Raw genomic sequence first — 18,966 nt, forward strand, 5'->3', positions numbered from 1 at the left:
CCCGACGACGGGTCGGGACGGTTCGCGTTGCCGCTCCGGCCACCCCGTGGTTGCGTGCCATGGAGTTGCCGTCCTCCACTCCCGGGGCGCGGCGCCGACCACGGAGGCACCGCCCCATGCCCCAACCGGGGAGCACCGAGGAACGCAGTCTCGCCCACTGGGCCGAGCAGGGGCGGGCGGGCATGGAGGCCTTCTACGCCCTCGCCGCCGAGGACTACCGGCAGATGGTCGCCGCTCGCGACTGGGCCGCCGACCTGCGGGCACACGCCCGGGACGGCCGGGTCCGCGTCCTCGACGTCGCCTGCGGCAGCGGGAAGTTCCCCGCCGAGCTCCAGCGGCAGGGTCTCGCGGCCGACCTCGGCGACGTCCGGGTCGAGATCGACCTGCTCGACCCGTCCGCGTTCTCGCTCGCCGAGGCACGGTCGGTCCTCGAGGCGCCGTTCACGGTGCGCGCCGAGCACGAGGTGCGGATCCAGGACCTGCCCGCGGACGTCGGGGACGTCGACGTCGCCTGGGCCACGCACGCCCTCTACGCCGTCCCGCCGCACGAGATCGGCGTCGGGATCGCGCGGATGGTGGCCGCGCAGCGCCCGGGCGGGTTCGGCGCGATCGTCCACGCCCGGTCGGACTCGCACTACCTGCGCTTCGCCGACGCCTACCGGGCGACCTTCTCCCCGGACGCGGTCCCCTTCACGACGGCGGAGCAGGTCCGCGACGCCCTCACCCGGGCCGGCGTCGTCCCGGAGGTCACCACCATCCGCTACGACGTCGGGCACCCGGACCGGGCGGTGATCGAGGGCTTCCTGCAGCGCTGCGTCTTCGACGACTCGGTGCCCCTCGCGCGGATGGAGGTCGAGGGGCCCGTGGCCGACTACCTCGCGCCGCTGCTCGGCTCGGACGGATACCGCTTCACCCAGCTCGTCGACGTCATCGTCTGGGAGGTCCCCGCATGAACCCGCACCTGTCGCAGGCCACCGCGGCCGGTGCGGCCGACGACGTCGCGCCCGCGTGGGACGGCGACAACGAGCAGTGGTGGGACTGGTACATGTCCCTGGCCGAGGGCGGACCGGAGACGGCCCTCGTCGACGTCCCGGAGCCCGAGTCCGGCCCGCTGCCCGACGAGCCCGCGGTGATCGCCGAGCTCGCCGTGCCCTACGAGCTGCCGCTCGGCGCGGCCGGGGCCTTCGCGGCCGACGGCTTCGTCGTCCTGCCGCGCGTGGTGACCCCGGGCGCCGCCGAGGTGCTGCGCCGACGGCTCGTCGACCTGCTGGCCACCACCACCGGTTCGTCGCTGCGGGCCCGAGAGATGATGTGGCTCGAGGACCCGCTGGTCCGCGCGGCGGTGCTCTCCCCGCGGATCGCCGGCATCTGCGCCGCCCTCCTCGGCCACGACACGCTGCGGCTATACCACGACAGCGCCCTGTGCAAGGAGCCCGGCGCGGGCCGCACGCCCTGGCACCACGACGCCCACCACTTCCCGCTCGACTCGCACGACGTGATCTCCACGTGGATGCCCCTGCAGGCGGTGCCGGCCGCGATGGGCCCCCTGTCGTTCGCCCGCGGGATGGACACGTGGCGCCTGCTCGCCGACCTGCCCTTCGACAAGGTGGGGACGTCCTACGACCTGCGCGTGTCGGAGGCGCTGCGCGAGGCGGGCGTCGTCGTGCACGACGAGCCGTTCGCCCTCGGCGACGTCAGCTTCCACTCGACCCTGTGCTTCCACACCGCCGGCGCGAACCGCACCACCCGGCCCCGGATGGTGCTGGGCGCGACCTACTACGCCGACGGGGCCCGGGTGATCGACCACCCGACGATGGTCAGCGGCGACTGGCGGCTGTTCGTGCCGGACACCGAGCCGGGCCAGCCCGCCGCGAGCGCGCGCAACCCCATCGTCACGGGACCCCTTCCCGACGACGGGTCGGGCCTGGTTCGCTGAGGCCACCGTCACAACCGGGAGGTTCGTCGATGTACCGCCTGACCGCCAGCTACCACCACCCCGCCGACCGGGACGCCTTCGTCACCCACTACCGCGACGTGCACGCCAAGCTCGCGGCGAAGCTGCCGAACGTGCGCTCGTTCTCCTGGGGCGTCTGCGAGACCCCGGACGGTTCCACGCCGGCGCACGCGCTCGTCGCGGTGATCGACTGGGACTCCAAGGAGGCCGCGCAGGCGTCCCTGGGCTCCGAGGAGGGCCAGGCTGCGGTCGCCGACCTGGACAACTTCGCCCAGGCCGGGATGGACATGGAGTTCCAGGAGCTCACCCGCGAGGTGTGACCGCGCGCGGGCGGGGCCGCCACAGCTCCGCCCGCTCGTCGCGCCGGTCGCGGCCGTAGCGGGCGGTGCGGGAACGGCTGAGCAGGCCGGCCACGATGCGCACCGCCACCGCGAGCAGCAGCAGCGGCGGCACGTGCACCCCGTTTGGCACGGGCAGCGCCACCATGACGACGGCGACGACGGCCGCGACCATGGAGGACAACACCAGGGGCGCCAGCACCGGGTCGCGGCGCCACGCCCGGGCCGCGGCGGGACGCACCGACGGCGGGACCGCCCGCCGCACCCCCGCGACGACCAGCCCCAGCACCGCGACCACCGCCACGACCGCGACGACGTGGCCCAGCGGACCCGCACCCGGCCCGTCCCCGACGGCCACCGACCGCATCGGTGCCAGCGCCACGCCGGTCACCGCGGCGGCGAGCAGCAGCAGCGTGACGCACAGCCCGGCCCGGCGGACCAGTCCGAGCATCGCCAGCGGCACGTTGAACGCGGCCGGTTCGAGCGTCGGGTCGGCGGCGAGGGCGTCGGCGAAGGACCGCAGGGCGCGTCCCGACCGACCCAGCGTCAGGTCGACGACGCCGAGCGCGTTGAGGTTGGCGGGGTCGTCCGGCTTGAGCCGCACCGCCTCGCGCAGGTGGGGGAGGGCGGCCCGGGCGCCCCAGCGGCCGTGGGTCGAGGCGAGGACCTGGCCGAGGGCGTAGTGCGCGTGGTCGTTCTCCGGGGCCAGCGAGACGGCGTACTCCCCGTGCGTGCGGGCGCGGTGGTAGTCCGCCCGGCCCTCGCCGCCGAGCATCTGGGCGAGCAGCACGTGGGCCTGCACGTGCTGCGGCGCGTGGCGCAACAGCTCCTCGGCGACCGGCACGGCCTCGGTGAACCGCCGCGCGTGGTAGAGCGTGTTCATCCGCGTGTGCAGGGTCGACACCGCGGGCACGCCCAGTGCCGCGGCCCGGTCCAGCGCCTCGAGGGCGGCGTCGAACTGACCGACCCGCTGCTCGAGCAGGGCGAGCACGTGGAAGGCGGCGCCGTCCTCGGGGTCCTCCGCGAGCGCGCGGGCGATCTCCGGGCGGGCGAGGTCGTACTGCCGGGCGTCGACCAGCAGACCCGCCCGACGGCGGGACTCACCCTCGCTGCCCTCGCTCACAGCAGCTTGCGGCGCTTCATGTAGGCGGCCAGGTCGTCGTAGGAGCCGTCGGCGTTCGCGTAGAGCGCCACCTGCCGCGCCGTCGTGAACCACGGGCCGGTGGAGGGGCGCACCTCGGCCGCAGCGGCGAGCAGGTCGTCCTGGGTGATCATGCGGGCGGTGCCGGTGGCCACGGAGTCGAGCAGGGCGTGTTCGGTGGCGGCCTCGCAGAGGTGCGCGAGATCGGCCCCGGAGAAGCCGTCGGTGCGCGCGACGAGCGGCTTGAGCTTCACGTTCTCCACCGGCCGGTCGCGCAGGTGGTACTCCAGGATGGCGCGCCGCGCGTCGTCGTCCGGGGGGATCACCAGCACCGTGCGGTCGAAGCGGCCCGGGCGTCGCAGGGCCGGGTCGACGTCCCACGGCATGTTGCTGGCCGCGAGCATGAACACGCCCTCGTTGTCCGCGGACACCCCGTCCAGCTCGGCGAGCATCTGTGTGATTACCTGCCGCAACGCGCCGCCGACCACCGCGGACCGCTTCTGCGCGATGCCGTCCAGCTCGTCGAAGAACAGCACGCACGGGGCGGCGGCGCGGGCGGCGAGGAAGACGTCGTGCATGTTGCGCTCGGAGTTGCCGGTCCACTGGTCGAGCACGTCGTGGATGCCGACCGCGAGGAAGCCCGCGCCCAGCTCGCCCGCCAGCGCCCGGGCGAAGAACGTCTTGCCGCACCCGGGCGGGCCGTAGAGGAGCAGCCCGCCGCGCAGGCTCTTGCCGTAGAGCGCGCGCAGCTTCTCGTTGCGCATCGGCGCGAGGAACGCGGCCTCGAGGCGCTTCTTCACCGCGTCCATGCCGCCGACGTCGGCCAGGCGCAGGTCCGGCCGCTCCACGGCGAAGCGCCCGCCGCCGGTGGGTGGCCCGACCGGGACGGGCTCGGGCCCGGCCGCGTCGTCCGGCGCGAACCGCGGCCCGACGACGTCGCTCACCTCGGCCTCCGCCGCGGCCCAGTCGAACCCGTTCGCGACGGCGGGTCGGGGCGGCTCGGCGGCGGGTCCGGGCGACGGGTCCGGCTCGCGCGGCGCACCGAGGGCACGGCCCATGAGCGCGGCGGCGTGCGCGTGGCCGGGTTCGCGACCCAGGACGGCCGCCACGTGCGTGACGGCCTCCTGCTGCTGCCCGGCGTCGATCAGCAGCTCGGCGAGGTGCAGGCGGAGCGTGGCGTCGTCCGGGGCCGCCGCGACGGCGGCCCGGAGGCTGGCGAGCAGGGGAGCGGCGTGGTCGGGGCCGGTCACACGGACAGGCTAGAGCGTCATCCCGACGCGGGGCGGTCGGTCTCGAGCATCGCCTGCTCGTAGTCCAGCTCGCGCAGCAGCTCGCGCATCGCCGACTCCTCGAGCCGCCCCATGTCGCGGAACCGCACGAACGTGTGCCGCTCGGCCTCGAGCATGGCGCGCCGGAGCCGGACGAAGGCGACCGACGGCGACTCGCCGATCTCCTCCGCGGGGCGGCCCAGCCGTTCCCAGGCGCCGTTGGAGCGGTGCTGGGCCCACGACCGGAGCTGGTCGGTGATGTGGTCGGGAGTGCGGTCGCCGTCGCCGGAGGTGAGCTCCTCCAGCCGGGCCAGCGCGGTCTCGGCGGCGGCCTGCTTGGCGGCCGCCTCCTGGAGCGTGTCCTTCTGCGCGCCGGTGTCGCTCACGTCGAGCCGCCGGATCACCCACGGCAGCGTGAGCCCCTGCAGGAGCAGCGTCCCCACGGTGACGACGAACGCCAGGAAGAGCACGACGTCCCGTCCCGGCATCGCGGGGTCGATCGCGAAGGCGGCGGCGAGCGTGACCACCCCGCGCATGCCGGCCCACGAGAGCACCGTCGGCACCCGCCACGGCATCGCCGGGCCCCGCGCCCGGACCTTCGGCAGCAGCCGCGGCAGGTAGATCGTCGGGAACATCCAGGCGAAGCGGGCGAGGATCACCGCCGCGAGGACCGCGAGCGACGACGCGACGACGGTGCCGAAGGAGATGCGCAGGTCGGCGACGACCACGGCGAGCTGCAGCCCGATCAGCGCGAACACCAATGCCTCGAGCAGGCGGTCGAGGGCCTTCCACACCGCCTGGTCCTGGATGCGGGTCGCGAACCCGCCCTCCGTGGACTTGTGGCCCAGGTACAGGCCGGCGATCACGACGGCGAGCACCCCGGAGGCGTGCAGGTCCTCGGCCAGCAGGTAGATCGCGAACGGCACGACGAGCCCGACCGCGCTCTCCAGCGACGAGTCGCCCAGCCGCAGCCGCACCCGGTGGATCACCCAGCCGGCGACCGCGCCGATCGCGATCCCGCCGACCGCCGCGATCAGGAACTCGAGCAGGCCCTCCCCGATCGAGGCTCCCGCGCCGAGTGCGACCGCCAGGAGCACCCGGAACAGCGTCAGCGCCGTGGCGTCGTTCAGCAGGCTCTCGCCCTCGAGGACGGTCATCATCCGCCGGTTCAGACCGAGGCGGCGGCCGATGGAGGCGGCGGCGACCGCGTCCGGCGGGGCCACGACCGCGCCGAGGACGAGGGCGCTCGCCAGCGGCAGGCCCGGGACGACCCACCACGCGACGAGACCCACGACCGCCGTCGTGAAGATGACCAGCCCGAACGCCAGCTGGCCGATGCGGTTGAGGTTCTCCCGGATGCGCAGCGCGGACGACTCCAGGGCGGCGGAGTACAGCAGCGGTGGGAGGACCAGGAACAGGACGAGGTCGGGGTCCAGCGGCACGTTCGGGACGCCCGGGACGAACGACAGCCCGAGCCCCACCACCACGAGCAGCAGCGGGGAGGAGATGCGGAAGCGGTCGGCGAGGGCGGTGACCCCGAGCGAGACGACGAGGACGATCAGCAGCGCGAGGCCGTTCACGGCGTGGTGCTCCCTCGACGGTGGACGCTCACCGCGTAGCCGCCGCCGGCATAGGGCTCGGTCCCGTCCCAGTCGGCGGTGCGCGCGAGCAGCTGCAGGCCGGCGCCGACGGCGGCCGTGTCGTAAGCGTGCAGGTCGGGGAACGGGACGCCGTCGGGCAGGGTGAAGGGCACGTGCTCGTCGTCGAGCCCGAACCCGAGGACGAGCAGACCGCCGGGCCGCAGGTGCGCGGCGAGCCGGGCGATCACTCCCGCATGGGTCCCCGGGGTGAGCAGCGGCCAGAGGTTCCCCGCGCCGACGACGAGGTCGAACCGCCGGCCGAGGTCGAGCGTCGACAGGTCGCGCAGGAGCCACTCCCGGTCCGGCGCCGCGGCCCGGGCCCCGTCGAGCATCGAGGCGTCCAGATCGACCCCGACGACGCGGTGCCCCAGCTCGGCCAGGTGGATCGCGACCCGCCCCGTGCCGCACCCGGCGTCGAGCACGTCGCTGCGCCGGCCGCCGAGCAGGGCGTGGACCCGGCGGGCCTCGCCGTGCAGGTCCGCGCCCTCGGCGGCCATCGCCGCGAAGCGCTGCGCGTACCCGGGGCCGGCGGTGCCTCCGGTGACGACGAGCCAGGGGTTGTCGGGCACCGGCGCATGTTAGTCCGGGGCGAAGGCGGCGACCGTGTCGTCGGCCGGACTCACCATTCCTGGACGAAGACGAAGGCGGCGAGCCACAGCACGACCGCGAGGACGCCACTCGCCAGACCGACGCGCGCGAGCACCACACGACCGGCGCCGTGCGCGGCGCGGGTGATCCCGAGTCGGCCCAGGACAATCGCGCCGACCCCGAGCACCAGCGGGACCCCGACCCAGAAGGCGACGCATCCGAGGGTTCCGAGAACGCCGAGGACGAGTGCACCCGCCGCAACACGGTTTCCGGCGTCGGGCTCGCGGGCGAGGAGGAGGACGACCGCCCACACGAGGACGGCGCCGCCGAGCTGGAGCGAGAGCACGATCAGGTCGCCGCTGTCGACGCGGTGCTCCGGTCCGACGAGGAGCCCGACCACGCTCGCCACGATCATGAGGAGAATTGCTCCTGCGCCGATCGCGAGACGGGTGACGGACGAGGAGGGATCGGCAGAGGTGGTCGTCATCGGAGGGGTCCTCTCCAGGGTGGGACGGGTCCGATCGACGCTATGAGCGCGACTCCTCACCGGTCGTCTGCTCGAGGTGCCGTCTCCGGCCGATGAAGGAGGACCGTGAACAGACCCTGCGACGTGGTCGACCACCTCCTGGGATGGATGACGGAGGTCGATTCGTCCGACTAGCGTCCGCGGCCATGACCGAGCGGTGGTCCCGCCTCCCTCCCGTGGCCGCCGACGTGCTATTGGCATTCCTGCTCGGTGTCGCCACTCAGCTCGAGTTGACGTTCGCGGATGTCGTCGAGGGCCCGGAGTGGGCTCAGCGGATCGCGTTCCTGGTCGCGACGGTCGCTGTCGCGGCCCGCCGTGCGGCTCCGCTCGCGGCCGCCCTGACCTGCGCCTCGGCCATGGCCGTCCAGACACCGCTCGGCGCCGCGTCCGTCGTGGGGGGCTTCCTCGTCCTGATCATCGTGACGCATTCCGTGGCGCTTCGGTGCGGCCGCGGACGGGCCGTTGTCGGGCTGGTCGGCGTCCTCGTCGGGGTGCACCTCTACGACGTGCTGTTCTGGCAGGAGACCAGCATCGCCGATGTCGTCGCCAACGCGGCCATCTTCGTCGGCGTCTGGGCTCTGGGCCGAGGTGCACGGCGGTGGCGCAGCCGCGCGGAGCAGCTCCGGGTGGAGGCGATCCTGGCGGTTCGCGACCAGGACGAGAGGACCCGGGAGGCGGTTCGCGGAGAGCAAGCTCGGATCGCACGCGAGCTTCTCGACGTGGTCGCGCACGGCATCAGCATCATGACCCTGCAGGCCGGGGCCGCCCGACAGGTGCTGGCCGGCGACCAGCCCGCCGTCACCGCCGCCCTCCTGGCCGTCGAGGAGAACGGGCGCCGATCCCTCGAGGACATGCATCGCCTGCTCGGGCTGCTGCGCCGTGACGAGGACGCCCCGGACTCGGCCGGCGGCGAACCCGTGGTCGCGGAACTCGTCGAGCGCACCCGTGCCGGTGGTCTCCCCATCACGGTCGTCACGCTCGGAGAGGCCGAGGACGTCGCCCCGAGCCTCGCGCTGACGGTGCACCGGATCGTGCAGGAGGCCCTCACCAACGCCCTGCGGCACGGTGCTCGCGAGGGCGTCGTCGTGCGACTTCACTACGCCCCGGACGAGGTCATGGTCGAGGTGGACGACCACGGCTCTCCTCCCGTCGAGCGCGACGGTTCCCGAGGGACGGGTCTCGGCCTGCTCGGGATGCGTGAGCGCGTGGCGGTGTTCGACGGCGAACTGGCGGCCGGTCCTCTCCCCGATGGCGGTTGGTCGGTGCGTGCGCGTCTGCCTCGACAGGGCGTGCCGGTGTGAGCCGGGCACGATCGTGATCCAGGTGGTCGTTGCCGACGACGAGGCCCTGGTCCGGGGCGGGATCCGGATGATCCTCGAGGCGCAGGGGGACCTCGTCGTCGTCGCCGAGGCCGCGGACGGCGAGGAGGCCGTCCGCGTCGTGGTCGAGCACCAGCCGGCCGTGGTGCTGATGGATGTCCGTATGCCGGTGCTCGACGGTCTCGAGGCGACGCGACGGATCGCTCGATCGTCGTCGGCGACCCGTGTCCTGATGCTGACCACGTTCGACCGGGACGCACACGTCTACGACGCGCTACGCGCCGGTGCGGGCGGCTTCCTCCTCAAGAGCGTTCCGCCCGAGCACCTGGCCCACGCCGTGCGCGTGGTGGCGGCCGGGGAGTCGCTCCTCGATCCCGCCATCACGCGCCGGCTCGTCGAACGGTTCGTCGCTCGACCTTCGCCCGAGGTGGCGGGCCGGGAGGTGCTGGCGCAGATCAGCGAGCGCGAGGCGGAGGTCCTGCGTCTCGTCGCTCGCGGCATGTCGAACCTCGAGATCGCTCGGGACCTGTTCCTCAGTGAGGGGACGGTGAAGACCCACGTGAACCATCTGCTCCGCAAACTCGGTCTGCGAGATCGGGTTCAGGCCGTCGTCCTGGCGTACGAGTCCGGCCTCGTCGAGCCCGGTGGCGGCACGGACTGACGACCCTCCCGCGTCATGGTCGGTCGAACCGGTAGACGCGATGGTCGGGCGGGTCGATCGGATTGTCGGGTTCGGCGCGAGCGTGCGCGACGAAGCGGAACCCCGCCTTCTCCAGCGCCCGCCACGAGGCGGGGTTGCCGGCGTTCACGGGGACGAGGAGCACGCCGCAGCCGGGGTGGGCGGCGAACGTGTCCGTGGCGAGGTCCCGGATCAGCGCCGTGCCCAGGCCCTGCCCGACGTCCGCGGGCTCGCCGAGGAGGTAGTCGATCGTCATGGCGTCGCGGGGGACGTCGAGGTAGGGCGCGAACTCCTCGACCTCGTCGGGGTAGGCGTACCAGAACGAGCGCTGGCACAGCCCGATCGGCCGGCCGTACGCGCTCGCGATCAGGTCCTCGGCCGGCTCCTCGCCGCGCAGGGTGGGCCCGAAGTCGCGCTCGATCGCCTCCGGGCTCCACTCGTGCGCCCACCAGCGCTCGACGTGCGGCTCCGCGAGCCAGCGCCCGATCAGCGCGAAGTCGTCCGCCGTGACGTGGCGGAAGGTCACCTCCACGTCGGTGGACGGTAGCCCTCTGGGAACGGTGGGTCGGCCGAGTTTCCGCGCGCCCCCCGCCGAGTGCGCCATGACGCAGGTCCGGGGCGCCCGACAGCTGCCAGGTGTCGCACTCGATCGTCGCGATCCGGGCTTCCGGAACCGTGCGACGATCCGGTGCGTCGGAGGAGGTGAGATGACCATGACCGCTGCCGGCCCCGCACGGCCCCCACATCCGCCCCACCACCTGTGTGCCGACAGCCCCGGGACGGGCTCGCACCGGACCTGACCGCACTGCCCGAGGTCGAGCTCGTCGACGGTGCCGGGCCTGCGACGGTCCGCGTCCCGGACGTGCTCGTCGTACCGACATCGATCGTCGACGACCGGGCCCGCGCCCGGCCCGAGGACGTCGTCGCGGTCGTGGAGGTCCTCTCGACCGGCTCGCGGCGGATCGACCGCGTGGCGAAGCTCGCCGAGTACGCGGAGGTCGGCATCGCGCACTACGTGATCCTCGACCTCGACGGCCCGACCACCGAGTTCGTGCTCGGCGGAGCCTCGTACCGGCTCGTCGCGGAGCACCACGGACCTGCGGCACTGGCCTTCGGGCCGACGATCACGCAGTAGGCGGGCCGGCACTCGGCAGGCGGTCGAGGTCACTCCCCACGAACCATGCGGCAGAACCGATTCCACCGGAATCGGTTCTGCCGCACGTCTGGAGCTCGGACGTCGCCGAGCGTCACGCTCGATCACGGGGTGTCGCGCGCGGCACCTCACGACCAGCCATCCGTCAGCTCGACGTCGTAGGTGGTGGACGCCAGCCCTCCGGGTCGGCGGGTCGGCCGAGTTCCTGCGCGCCCCCGCCGAGTGCGCCATGACGCAGGTCCGGGGCGCCCGGAAGCTGCCAGATGTCGCACTCGATCGCGGGACGATCGCACTCGGCAGGCGGCCGACGTCACCGACGCGTCGTCTCGACATGCGCATGCGTGCATGTATCGTCCGGGTCATGGGGCACGATCACGGGCACGGCCATGGTCACGGTCACGCGCACGGCGCGGCCGCGGACGGCCGGCGGCTGACGATCGCGCTCGTCATCACCGCGCTCGTCCTCGTCTCCGGGGCCGTCGGTGCCTGGATCACCGGCTCGCTGTCGCTGCTCGCGGACCTCGGGCACCAGGTCACCGACGTGGCCGCCCTCGTCACGGCCGTGGTCGCCGCCCGGCTCGCACAGCGTCCGCCGACGGCCCGGCGGACCTTCGGCCTGGGCCGCAGCGAGGTGCTGGGCGCCGCCGTGAACGCCCTCGCCCTGCTCGCCGTCACCGTGTGGGTCGCGGTGGAGGCGGTCGAGCGCCTGCTCGCGGACACCCCACCGGAGATCCCGGGGCTGACGCTGCTCGTGTTCGGTGCCGTCGGTCTGGTCGGCAACCTCGTCTCGCTGGCCGTGCTCTCCGGCGGCTCCGGGTCGCTCAACGTCCGCGGTGCGGCGCTGCACGTGCTCGGGGATGCGCTCGGGTCGGTCGCCGTGATGGTCGCGGCGGGCGTCGTGCTGCTGACCGGCTGGCCCTACGCCGACGTGATCGCCTCCCTCGTCATCGTCGCGATCCTCGTCCCGAGGACCGTCGCACTCCTGTCCAGCACCGCCCACGTGCTGCTCGAGGGCGCCCCTCCCGGGGTCGACGTCGAGGAGGTCCGCGTGGCCCTGCTCGGGGTGCCGGGCGTGCGTGAGGTGCACGACCTGCACGTCTGGGTCATCTCCGACCGGGTCCCCGCGGCGTCCGCGCACCTCGTGGTGGACGAGGACGCCACCCCGCACTGCGAGGGCCGCGCCGACGGCGCGAGCGTGCTGGACCGGGCGGGGGAGGCGCTGCGCGAGCACTTCGGGATCGACCACTCGACGCTGCAGATCGAGACCGCCGAGCACGCGGACCACGAGGAGCACTGCGCGCCGCCACCGGTTCGGAGAGTGCGTAACGACCCCGTGACACCGCGGCAAATCTGAGCACACAGCACTCACCCAGGCTTCACGTCGCCGCCCGGACGGGCCGGCGACGGAAGGGGTGGTGCGGGTGTCGCAGGACGTGCAGGCCGGGCCGGCGGAGGCCGCGCCGGTCACGAAGGCCAACGAGACGCTCGAGGACTACACCCTCCGCTTCGCCCCGCGCAGCTACCGGAAGTGGTCGACCGGCGTCGTCGCGACCTCCGCCCTCGGCGGCATCGCCTACCTCGCCGACTTCGCCATCGGCGCCAACATCGGCATCTCCTACGGCACGGTGAACGCCCTGTGGGGGATCGCGGTGTTCGCCGTCGTGATCTTCCTGTCCGGCTTCCCGCTGGCCTTCTACGCCGCCCGCTACAACCTCGACCTCGACCTCATCACCCGCGGCAGCGGCTTCGGCTACTACGGGTCCGTCGTCACGAACGTCATCTTCGCGACGTTCACGTTCATCTTCTTCGCGCTCGAGGGCTCGATCATGGCGCAGGGCCTCGAGCTCGGCCTCGGCATCCCGCTGTGGATCGGCTACGCGGCCTCGACGATCGTCATCTTCCCGCTCGTGGTCTACGGGATGAGCCTGCTCTCGAAGCTGCAGCTCTGGACGACGCCGCTGTGGCTGGTGCTGATGGTCCTGCCGTTCGTGTACCTGCTGGTCAGCCACCCGGAATCGGTGTCCGCGTTCTTCGCCTACCAGGGTGAGGAGGGTCAGGGGACGCCGAGCCTCGGGTCGGTGATGCTCGCCGCGGGCGTGTGTCTCTCGCTGATCGCGCAGATCGCCGAGCAGATCGACTACCTGCGCTTCATGCCGCCGAAGACGCCCGAGAACTCGCGCCGCTGGTGGGCCGCGACGGTGCTGGCGGGCCCGGGCTGGGTGATCTTCGGGGCCGCGAAGCAGGTCGTCGGGCTCTTCCTCGCGGTGTACCTGCTCGCGAACGTCGCGGGCGCCTCGGACTTCGCGAACGAGCCGGTCCGGCAGTTCCTCGAGATCTACACGAACATCATGCCGGCCTGGCTCGCGCTCACCCTGGCCGTGATCCTCGTCGTCATCAGCCAGATCAAGATCAACGTGACGAACGCGTACTCCGGCTCGCTGGCCTGGACGAACTCGTACACGCGGGTGACCAAGCACTACCCGGGACGGCTCGTGTTCCTCGGGGTCAACCTCGTGATCGCGCTGATCCTCATGGAAGCGAACATGTTCGACTTCCTGAACACGATCCTGGGCTTCTACGCGAACTGCGGCATGGCGTGGGTCGTCGTGGTCGCCTCGGACATCGCGATCAACAAGTACCTGCTGGGCATCTCGCCGAAGCAGCCGGAGTTCCGCCGCGGCATGCTCTACGACGTCAACCCCGTCGGGTTCGGGTCGATGCTCATCGCGGCCGGCGTCTCGATCCTCGCGTTCTTCGGGGCGCTCGGGGACACGCTGGCCTCGTACTCGCCGCTCGTGGCGATCGTGCTCGCGTTCGTCCTGCCGCCGGTCCTGGCCCTGGCCACGCGCGGGAAGTACTACCTGCGCCGCACCGACGACGGGATCGCGGCGCCGATGCACGACGAACACGGCAACCCGTCCGGGGAGACGCTGCACTGCGTCGTCTGCGGGCAGGACTTCGAGCGGCCCGACATGACGGCGTCGGGCACCGGCACCGGGCACGTCTGCTCGCTGTGCCTGTCCACCGACCGCAGCGGCGCGCACGTCCTGCCGGCGGCCCCGCAGTAGCCTCCCCGCACGTCCACCGAGAGGAGCCGGGGTGCTGCTGTCCCCGCACGAACAGGAGAAACTGCTGCTGCACGTGGCGGCGAACCTCGCGCGGGAGCGGCGCGCCCGCGGGTTGAGGCTCAACCACCCGGAGGCGGTCGCCCTGCTCAGCTCCTGGATCCTCGAGGGCGCCCGCGACGGCCGCAGCGTCGCGGACCTCATGGCGGACGGGCAGCACGTGCTCACCCGTGACGACGTCATGGAGGGCATCCCGGAGATGCTGCCCAGCGTCGCGGTGGAGGCGACGTTCCCGGACGGGACGAAGCTCGTCACCGTGCACGAGCCGATCCAGTGAGCGGGACGGACAACGGCCCCGGAGCCGTGTTCCCCGGCGACGGCGACATCGTCGCCGGGGAGGGCGCGCCCGTCGTCACGATCTCCGTGACGAACACCGGCGACCGGCCGGTGCAGGTCGGCTCGCACATGCACTTCGCGTCGACGAACCCGGCGCTGGCGTTCGACCGGGACGCCGCGACCGGCATGCGGCTCGCGATCCAGGCCGGGACGTCGGTGCGCTTCGAACCCGGCGTCGAGAAGGACGTGGACCTGGTCACCCTGGGCGGTGCCGGGTCGTTCCCCGGCGGGCGCCTCGACGTGCCCGACCCGGCCGGCTCGTCGTCGGGAACAGCTGGCAGCGGGTGGAGCGTCGGCCGCGACCGCTACGCCGCGCTCTTCGGCCCGACGACGGGCGACCGCGTGCGCCTCGCCGACACCGACCTGACGATCCGCGTCGAGGAGGACCGCTCGCGCGGGCCGCGGGGCGGGGACGAGGCCGTGTTCGGCGGCGGGAAGGTCATCCGCGAGTCGATGGGGCAGGCGCGGACGTCCCGCGCGGACGGCACGGCCGACCTGGTGATCACGGGCGCCCTGGTCCTCGACCACTGGGGCGTGGTCAAGGCCGACGTCGGCGTGCGCGACGGCCGCATCGTCGGGCTCGGCAAGGCCGGCAACCCCGACACCATGGACGGCGTCGCTCCCGAGCTCGTCATCGGTCCGTCCACGGAGATCCTCGCCGGGAACGGCCTCATCCTGACGGCGGGGGCGGTCGACTGCCACGTCCACCTCATCAGCCCGCAGCAGATCCCCGAGGCCCTCGGCTCCGGCGTCACGACCTGGATCGGCGGCGGCACCGGACCGGCCGAGGGGACGAAGGCGACCACGGTGACGCCGGGCTCGTGGTGGCTGGCGCGCATGTTCGAGGCGCTCGACGGCGTGCCGATGAACGTCTCCCTGCTCGGCAAGGGCAACACCGTCGGGCACGAGGCCCTGCACGAGCAGGTGCTCGCCGGCGCGTCGGGCTTCAAGGTGCACGAGGACTGGGGGGCGACCCCGGCCGCGATCGACGCCGCGCTGCGGGTGGCCGACGAGACCGGGGTGCAGGTCGCGCTGCACACCGACACCCTGAACGAGGCCGGCTACGTCGACTCGACGCTCGCGGCGATCGCGGGCCGCTCGATCCACGCGTACCACACCGAGGGCGCCGGGGGCGGGCACGCGCCGGACATCATCACCGTCGCCGGGCAGCCGCACGTGCTCCCGTCGTCGACGAACCCGACCCGCCCGCACACCGTGAACACCGTCGACGAGCACCTCGACATGCTCATGGTCTGCCACCACCTCTCGCCGTCGATCCCGGAGGACCTGGCGTTCGCCGAGTCGCGCATCCGGGCCTCGACGATCGCGGCCGAGGACCTGCTGCACGACCTGGGCGCGATCTCGATGATCGGTTCGGACTCGCAGGCGATGGGGCGGGTCGGCGAGGTCGTGCTCCGGACCTGGCAGACCGCGCACGCGGCCCGGCGCCGGGTGACGGGGCAGTCGGGGGTGTCGGCGACCGGCGACGACAACGAGCGGGCCCGGCGCTACGTCGCCAAGTACACGATCTGCCCGGCCGTGGCGCACGGGTTGGACGGCGAGGTGGGGTCGGTGGAGGTCGGGAAGCTCGCCGACCTCGTGCTGTGGGACCCGGCGTTCTTCGGGGTGCGGCCGCAAGTCGTGGTCAAGGGCGGCGTGATCGCGTGCGGCCGGATGGGCGACGCGAACGCCTCGATCCCGACCCCGCAGCCCGAGCTCTCCCGCCCCATGTTCGGGGCCTACGGCTCGTCGCCCGCCGCGACCTCGGTCTTCTTCACCGCGCCGGGGGTGTCCCCGCCCGACGTGGACGTGGCGCGCCGCTTCGTGCCCGTGCGCTCCACCCGCGAGGTGGCCAAGGCGGACATGCCGCAGAACGCCGCGACCCCGGACATCGCCGTCGACCCGGACACCTTCACCGTGCGGATCGACGGCGACGTGGTCGACCCGGACCCGGTGCGCGAGCTCCCGATGGCGCAGCGGTACTTCCTCTTCTAGGTGGCCTTCGGCCTCGTGAGTACTTTCGGTGGCTATGACCGCCGGAAGTGCTCACGGGGCCGGAGGCCACGTCTCCCACTCGATCATGGACAGCCCGCTCGGGCCGCTCACGGTGCGGGCGGACGACGGGGTGCTGTCGGGGCTGTACATGACCGAGCACCGGCACGGTCCGGCGGTCGAGGCGCTGGGGGAGCGGGTCGACGACGCCGTGCCCGCCGCGCGCGAGGAGCTGGCGGCCTACTTCGACGGGTCGCTGCGGGAGTTCACCGTCGAGGTGGCGCTGCGGGGCACGCCGTTCCAGTCGCGGGTGTGGGCGGCGCTGCGCGACATCCCCTACGGCGCGACGTGGACCTACGCGGAGCTCGCGGTCGCGATCGGGCAGCCGACTGCCGTGCGGGCTGTGGGGTTGGCGAACGGGAAGAACCCGGTGAGCATCGTCGTGCCGTGCCACCGCGTGATCGGGACTAACGGCTCGCTCACCGGCTACGGCGGCGGGACGGAGCGCAAGCGCGCCCTGCTGGACCTCGAGGGCGCCGGAGTGCCGACGCTGTTCGGCTGAGCGGGCCACGGACTTGTGTGGCGTGTCGACGCTTCTGATGGGCGTGTCGCCACACGAGCTGGGCGACGCTCGACGCGATCGCCTGTAACAGGACCGGACTACGGTGACCGCGTGTCCCCGGAGCTCTGGCTGCTCGCCGACTCGCGGCTGCCGACCGGCGGGCACGCGCACTCCGGCGGGATCGAGGCGGCCGTGCGGCGGGGCCTGGTCACCGGTCCCGACGACGTCGCCGCCTGGCTCGCCGGACGGCTACCGACGGCAGGTCTCGTGACGGCGGCTGCGGCTGCGGCGGCGTGCGCGCTCGTCACCCGTGTGGAGCGAAGGGCCCCCTCGGTCGAACTAGCGGGCCAGGGGCGCCCTTCGCCGGAACCCGGTGGCGCCGCGGCCACCTGGCGAGGGGCGCCCACCGCCGGCTCTATCGAGCGAACGGGCCCTTCGCTCGACCGGGACGACGTCGACTGGGCGCCGTGGGACGCCGCGGTCTCGGCGCGAACTCCCGTGGCCGCACTGCGCGAGGTGTCGCGGCAACAGGGGCGGGCGATGCTGCGGACGGTCCGCGTGGCGTGGCCGCACGCCGCGGTCGCGGGGCTCGGGACGCGGCCGCACCAGGCGCTGGTCCTCGGCGTCGCCACCCACACCGCCGGCGGCACCCCGGAGGACGCGGCCGCCCTCGCCCTGCACCACCTCGCCGGTCAGGTGTGCTCCGCCGCCGTCCGGCTCCTCGGCCTCGACCCGCTCGCCCTCGCGGGGGTGCACGCCCGCGCCCTGGCCGGCCACGGACCCGTCGTCGGGAAGGCCGCCGACGCGGGCACCACCGCCGCCGACGCGCACGCCCCCGACCTCCTGCCCACCGTGACCACGCCGGTACCGGAGGTGCTGGCGGTCCTGCACGCCCGATCCGAGGGAGCCCTCTTTGCTTCATAGACTCGACGAACTCGACCTCAACGGCGGCGCGCACGACCACGACCACCCGAAGCCCGGGCATGCGGTGCGGATCGGGATCGGCGGACCCGTCGGCTGCGGCAAGACGGCCCTGGTCTCGGCCCTGTGCCGGGTGCTGCGCGACGAGATGGACGTCGCGGTCGTCACGAATGACATCTACACCACCGAGGACGCCGACTTCCTGCGCCGCGAGGCCGTCCTCGACCCCGAGCGCATCGTCGCCGTACGGACCGGCTGCTGCCCGCACACCGCCATCCGCGACGACGTCACGGCCAACCTCGACGCGGTCGAGGACCTGGTCGAGCGCTTCGACCCCGACCTGGTGCTCGTCGAGTCCGGCGGCGACAACCTCACGGCCACCTTCAGCTACGGGCTGGTCGACCGCCAGATCTTCGTCATCGACACCGCGGGCGGCGACGACGTCCCCCGCAAGGGCGGCCCCGGGGTCGCGGGGGCCGACCTCCTGGTGATCAACAAGGTCGACCTCGGCCCGCTCGTGGGCGCCGACACCGAGCGGATGGCCCGCGATGCCGCGGCGGTCCGCGACGGCAGGCCGACCGCGTTGGTGAGCGTCCGGACCGCACCGATCCCGGAGGTCGTGGACTGGGTGCGCGCCCAGGTCCGGGTCCCTGCGTGAGGGTCCCGACGACGGAGGTGGTCGCGTGCGCGCGGGTGTCCGTCGTCGACGGCCGTCTCACCTGGGCCTCGGCGCCCCCGGTCGTGCTGCGGCGGACCGGGCCGCGCCAGGTGCACGTGGTCGCGGTGGGCGGCGGTCCGCTCGGCGGTGACCGGCTGCGGCTGGTGGTCGAGGTGGGTCCGGGCGAGCGGCTGACCGTGCACACGGCGGCGGCGACCGTCGTGCAGCCCGGCCGGGAGGCGGGCGCGGAGGCGGCGTTCGCGGTCGACCTGCGGGTCGCCGACGGCGGGGAGCTCGTCTGGCGCCCCGAACCGACGGTGGTGTGCGACGGGGCGGCGTGGTCGTCGTCGGTCCGGGTCGACCTCGCGGGCTCGGCGCGGGCGCGGGTGGTGGAGCAGGTGGTCCTGGGCCGGGCCGGTCAGCGGGGTGGACGGTGCTCGTCCGCACTGGACGTGGTGGTCGACGGCGCGCCCCTGCTCGCGACGACGACCGTCCTCGACGGCGCCGACCCCGCGCTCACCGGCATCGGCGGGACCGGGGGAGCGCGGTCGGTCGGGACGGTCCTGCTCGTGGGCGACGACCCGGACGGGGAGGACGCCGGCGCGGAGGACGGCGTGGTCTGGGCACGCAGCCCGTTGGCAGGTCCCGGGTCACTGCTCACGGCGGTCGGGACGGTGCGTGGGGTCGGGCGGGCGCTGGCCCGGGACGACGAGAGGGCGCTGGTGGGTCCGGCGTCGGGCGCGCCGGACGGATGAGCGCCCTCTCG

The 18,966-nt window shown here is 73.5% G+C and carries 20 protein-coding genes; 14 read left to right on the top strand and 6 right to left on the bottom strand.

From position 1 onward, the window contains the following. Positions 1-116: 116 nt before the first annotated feature. From WCD74_RS15615 to WCD74_RS15625, 3 genes are read left to right on the top strand one after another with little or no spacing between them, the layout of a single operon-like run. A complete protein-coding gene (locus WCD74_RS15615) occupies positions 117-953 on the top strand; it encodes a class I SAM-dependent methyltransferase (RefSeq protein ID WP_337695783.1) in 837 nt (278 codons plus the stop codon). Next, positions 950-1,936: a phytanoyl-CoA dioxygenase family protein gene (locus tag WCD74_RS15620; protein ID WP_337695784.1), complete on the top strand. Its 987-nt coding sequence runs from the start codon at positions 950-952 to the stop codon at positions 1,934-1,936. Before WCD74_RS15615 ends, WCD74_RS15620 begins: the two co-directional genes overlap by 4 nt. A gap of 29 nt (positions 1,937-1,965) precedes the next feature. Beyond that, complete coding sequence (locus WCD74_RS15625; RefSeq protein ID WP_337695785.1) at positions 1,966-2,274, top strand: EthD family reductase; 309 nt, start codon at positions 1,966-1,968, stop codon at positions 2,272-2,274. Here WCD74_RS15625 and WCD74_RS15630 read toward each other — a convergent pair. The 5 genes from WCD74_RS15630 to WCD74_RS15650 are packed head-to-tail and all read right to left on the bottom strand — an operon-like array spanning position 2,258 to position 7,416. Then, on the bottom strand, positions 2,258-3,415 hold the full coding sequence (locus WCD74_RS15630) for a tetratricopeptide repeat protein (protein WP_337695786.1): 1,158 nt from the start codon (positions 3,413-3,415) through the stop codon (positions 2,258-2,260). The genes WCD74_RS15625 and WCD74_RS15630 overlap by 17 nt on opposite strands. Then, on the bottom strand, positions 3,412-4,683 hold the full coding sequence (locus WCD74_RS15635; RefSeq protein ID WP_337695787.1) for an ATP-binding protein: 1,272 nt from the start codon (positions 4,681-4,683) through the stop codon (positions 3,412-3,414). Before WCD74_RS15635 ends, WCD74_RS15630 begins: the two co-directional genes overlap by 4 nt. Before the next feature lie 17 nt (positions 4,684-4,700). Then, a complete protein-coding gene (locus WCD74_RS15640; RefSeq protein WP_337695788.1) occupies positions 4,701-6,281 on the bottom strand; it encodes a Na+/H+ antiporter in 1,581 nt (526 codons plus the stop codon). Further along, a complete protein-coding gene (locus tag WCD74_RS15645; RefSeq protein ID WP_337695789.1) occupies positions 6,278-6,910 on the bottom strand; it encodes a class I SAM-dependent methyltransferase in 633 nt (210 codons plus the stop codon). Before WCD74_RS15645 ends, WCD74_RS15640 begins: the two co-directional genes overlap by 4 nt. A gap of 50 nt (positions 6,911-6,960) precedes the next feature. Then, on the bottom strand, positions 6,961-7,416 hold the full coding sequence (locus WCD74_RS15650) for a hypothetical protein (protein WP_337695790.1): 456 nt from the start codon (positions 7,414-7,416) through the stop codon (positions 6,961-6,963). A 185-nt stretch (positions 7,417-7,601) separates the two neighbouring features. On the opposite strand from WCD74_RS15650, the gene WCD74_RS15655 reads away from it, so the two are divergent. Both WCD74_RS15655 and WCD74_RS15660 read left to right on the top strand, forming a co-directional pair. After that, the gene (locus WCD74_RS15655; RefSeq protein ID WP_337695791.1) at positions 7,602-8,756 is read left to right on the top strand and encodes a sensor histidine kinase; all 1,155 of its coding nucleotides are present in this window, start codon (positions 7,602-7,604) and stop codon (positions 8,754-8,756) included. A gap of 13 nt (positions 8,757-8,769) precedes the next feature. Continuing rightward, a complete protein-coding gene (locus WCD74_RS15660) occupies positions 8,770-9,435 on the top strand; it encodes a response regulator (RefSeq protein ID WP_337695792.1) in 666 nt (221 codons plus the stop codon). A gap of 13 nt (positions 9,436-9,448) precedes the next feature. Here the strand turns inward: WCD74_RS15660 and WCD74_RS15665 are convergent, their stop codons facing one another. Next, positions 9,449-9,985 (bottom strand): GNAT family N-acetyltransferase, encoded by a 537-nt coding sequence (locus tag WCD74_RS15665; RefSeq protein ID WP_337695793.1) that lies wholly within the window; start codon positions 9,983-9,985, stop codon positions 9,449-9,451. 228 nt (positions 9,986-10,213) lie between these two features. On the opposite strand from WCD74_RS15665, the gene WCD74_RS15670 reads away from it, so the two are divergent. The 9 genes from WCD74_RS15670 to WCD74_RS15710 all read left to right on the top strand — a co-directional run bounded on the left by WCD74_RS15670 (position 10,214) and on the right by WCD74_RS15710 (position 18,955). Beyond that, on the top strand, positions 10,214-10,588 hold the full coding sequence (locus WCD74_RS15670) for a Uma2 family endonuclease (protein WP_337695794.1): 375 nt from the start codon (positions 10,214-10,216) through the stop codon (positions 10,586-10,588). A gap of 379 nt (positions 10,589-10,967) precedes the next feature. Then, a complete protein-coding gene (locus WCD74_RS15675) occupies positions 10,968-11,960 on the top strand; it encodes a cation diffusion facilitator family transporter (RefSeq protein ID WP_337695795.1) in 993 nt (330 codons plus the stop codon). Positions 11,961-12,027: 67 nt separating this feature from the next. Then, entirely contained in the window at positions 12,028-13,674 is a 1,647-nt protein-coding gene (locus tag WCD74_RS15680; protein WP_337695796.1) for a purine-cytosine permease family protein, read from the top strand. Between the two features lie 31 nt (positions 13,675-13,705). Further along, positions 13,706-14,008: an urease subunit gamma gene (locus tag WCD74_RS15685; protein WP_286055161.1), complete on the top strand. Its 303-nt coding sequence runs from the start codon at positions 13,706-13,708 to the stop codon at positions 14,006-14,008. After that, positions 14,005-16,062, top strand: coding sequence for an urease subunit alpha (locus tag WCD74_RS15690; RefSeq protein ID WP_337695797.1), 2,058 nt, complete (start codon positions 14,005-14,007; stop codon positions 16,060-16,062). The genes WCD74_RS15685 and WCD74_RS15690 overlap by 4 nt, the downstream gene beginning before the upstream one ends. Positions 16,063-16,147: 85 nt before the next feature. Then, positions 16,148-16,621 (top strand): methylated-DNA--[protein]-cysteine S-methyltransferase, encoded by a 474-nt coding sequence (locus WCD74_RS15695; protein WP_337695798.1) that lies wholly within the window; start codon positions 16,148-16,150, stop codon positions 16,619-16,621. A gap of 111 nt (positions 16,622-16,732) precedes the next feature. Then, positions 16,733-17,545: an urease accessory protein UreF gene (locus WCD74_RS15700; RefSeq protein WP_337695799.1), complete on the top strand. Its 813-nt coding sequence runs from the start codon at positions 16,733-16,735 to the stop codon at positions 17,543-17,545. Further along, complete coding sequence (gene ureG, locus WCD74_RS15705; RefSeq protein ID WP_337695800.1) at positions 17,535-18,200, top strand: urease accessory protein UreG; 666 nt, start codon at positions 17,535-17,537, stop codon at positions 18,198-18,200. The genes WCD74_RS15700 and ureG overlap by 11 nt, the downstream gene beginning before the upstream one ends. Next, positions 18,197-18,955, top strand: coding sequence for an urease accessory protein UreD (locus WCD74_RS15710; RefSeq protein ID WP_337695801.1), 759 nt, complete (start codon positions 18,197-18,199; stop codon positions 18,953-18,955). The genes ureG and WCD74_RS15710 overlap by 4 nt, the downstream gene beginning before the upstream one ends. Positions 18,956-18,966 lie beyond the last annotated feature (11 nt).

This window comes from Actinomycetospora aurantiaca, from assembly GCF_037401875.1.
Taxonomy (GTDB): Bacteria; Actinomycetota; Actinomycetes; order Mycobacteriales; family Pseudonocardiaceae; genus Actinomycetospora; species Actinomycetospora aurantiaca.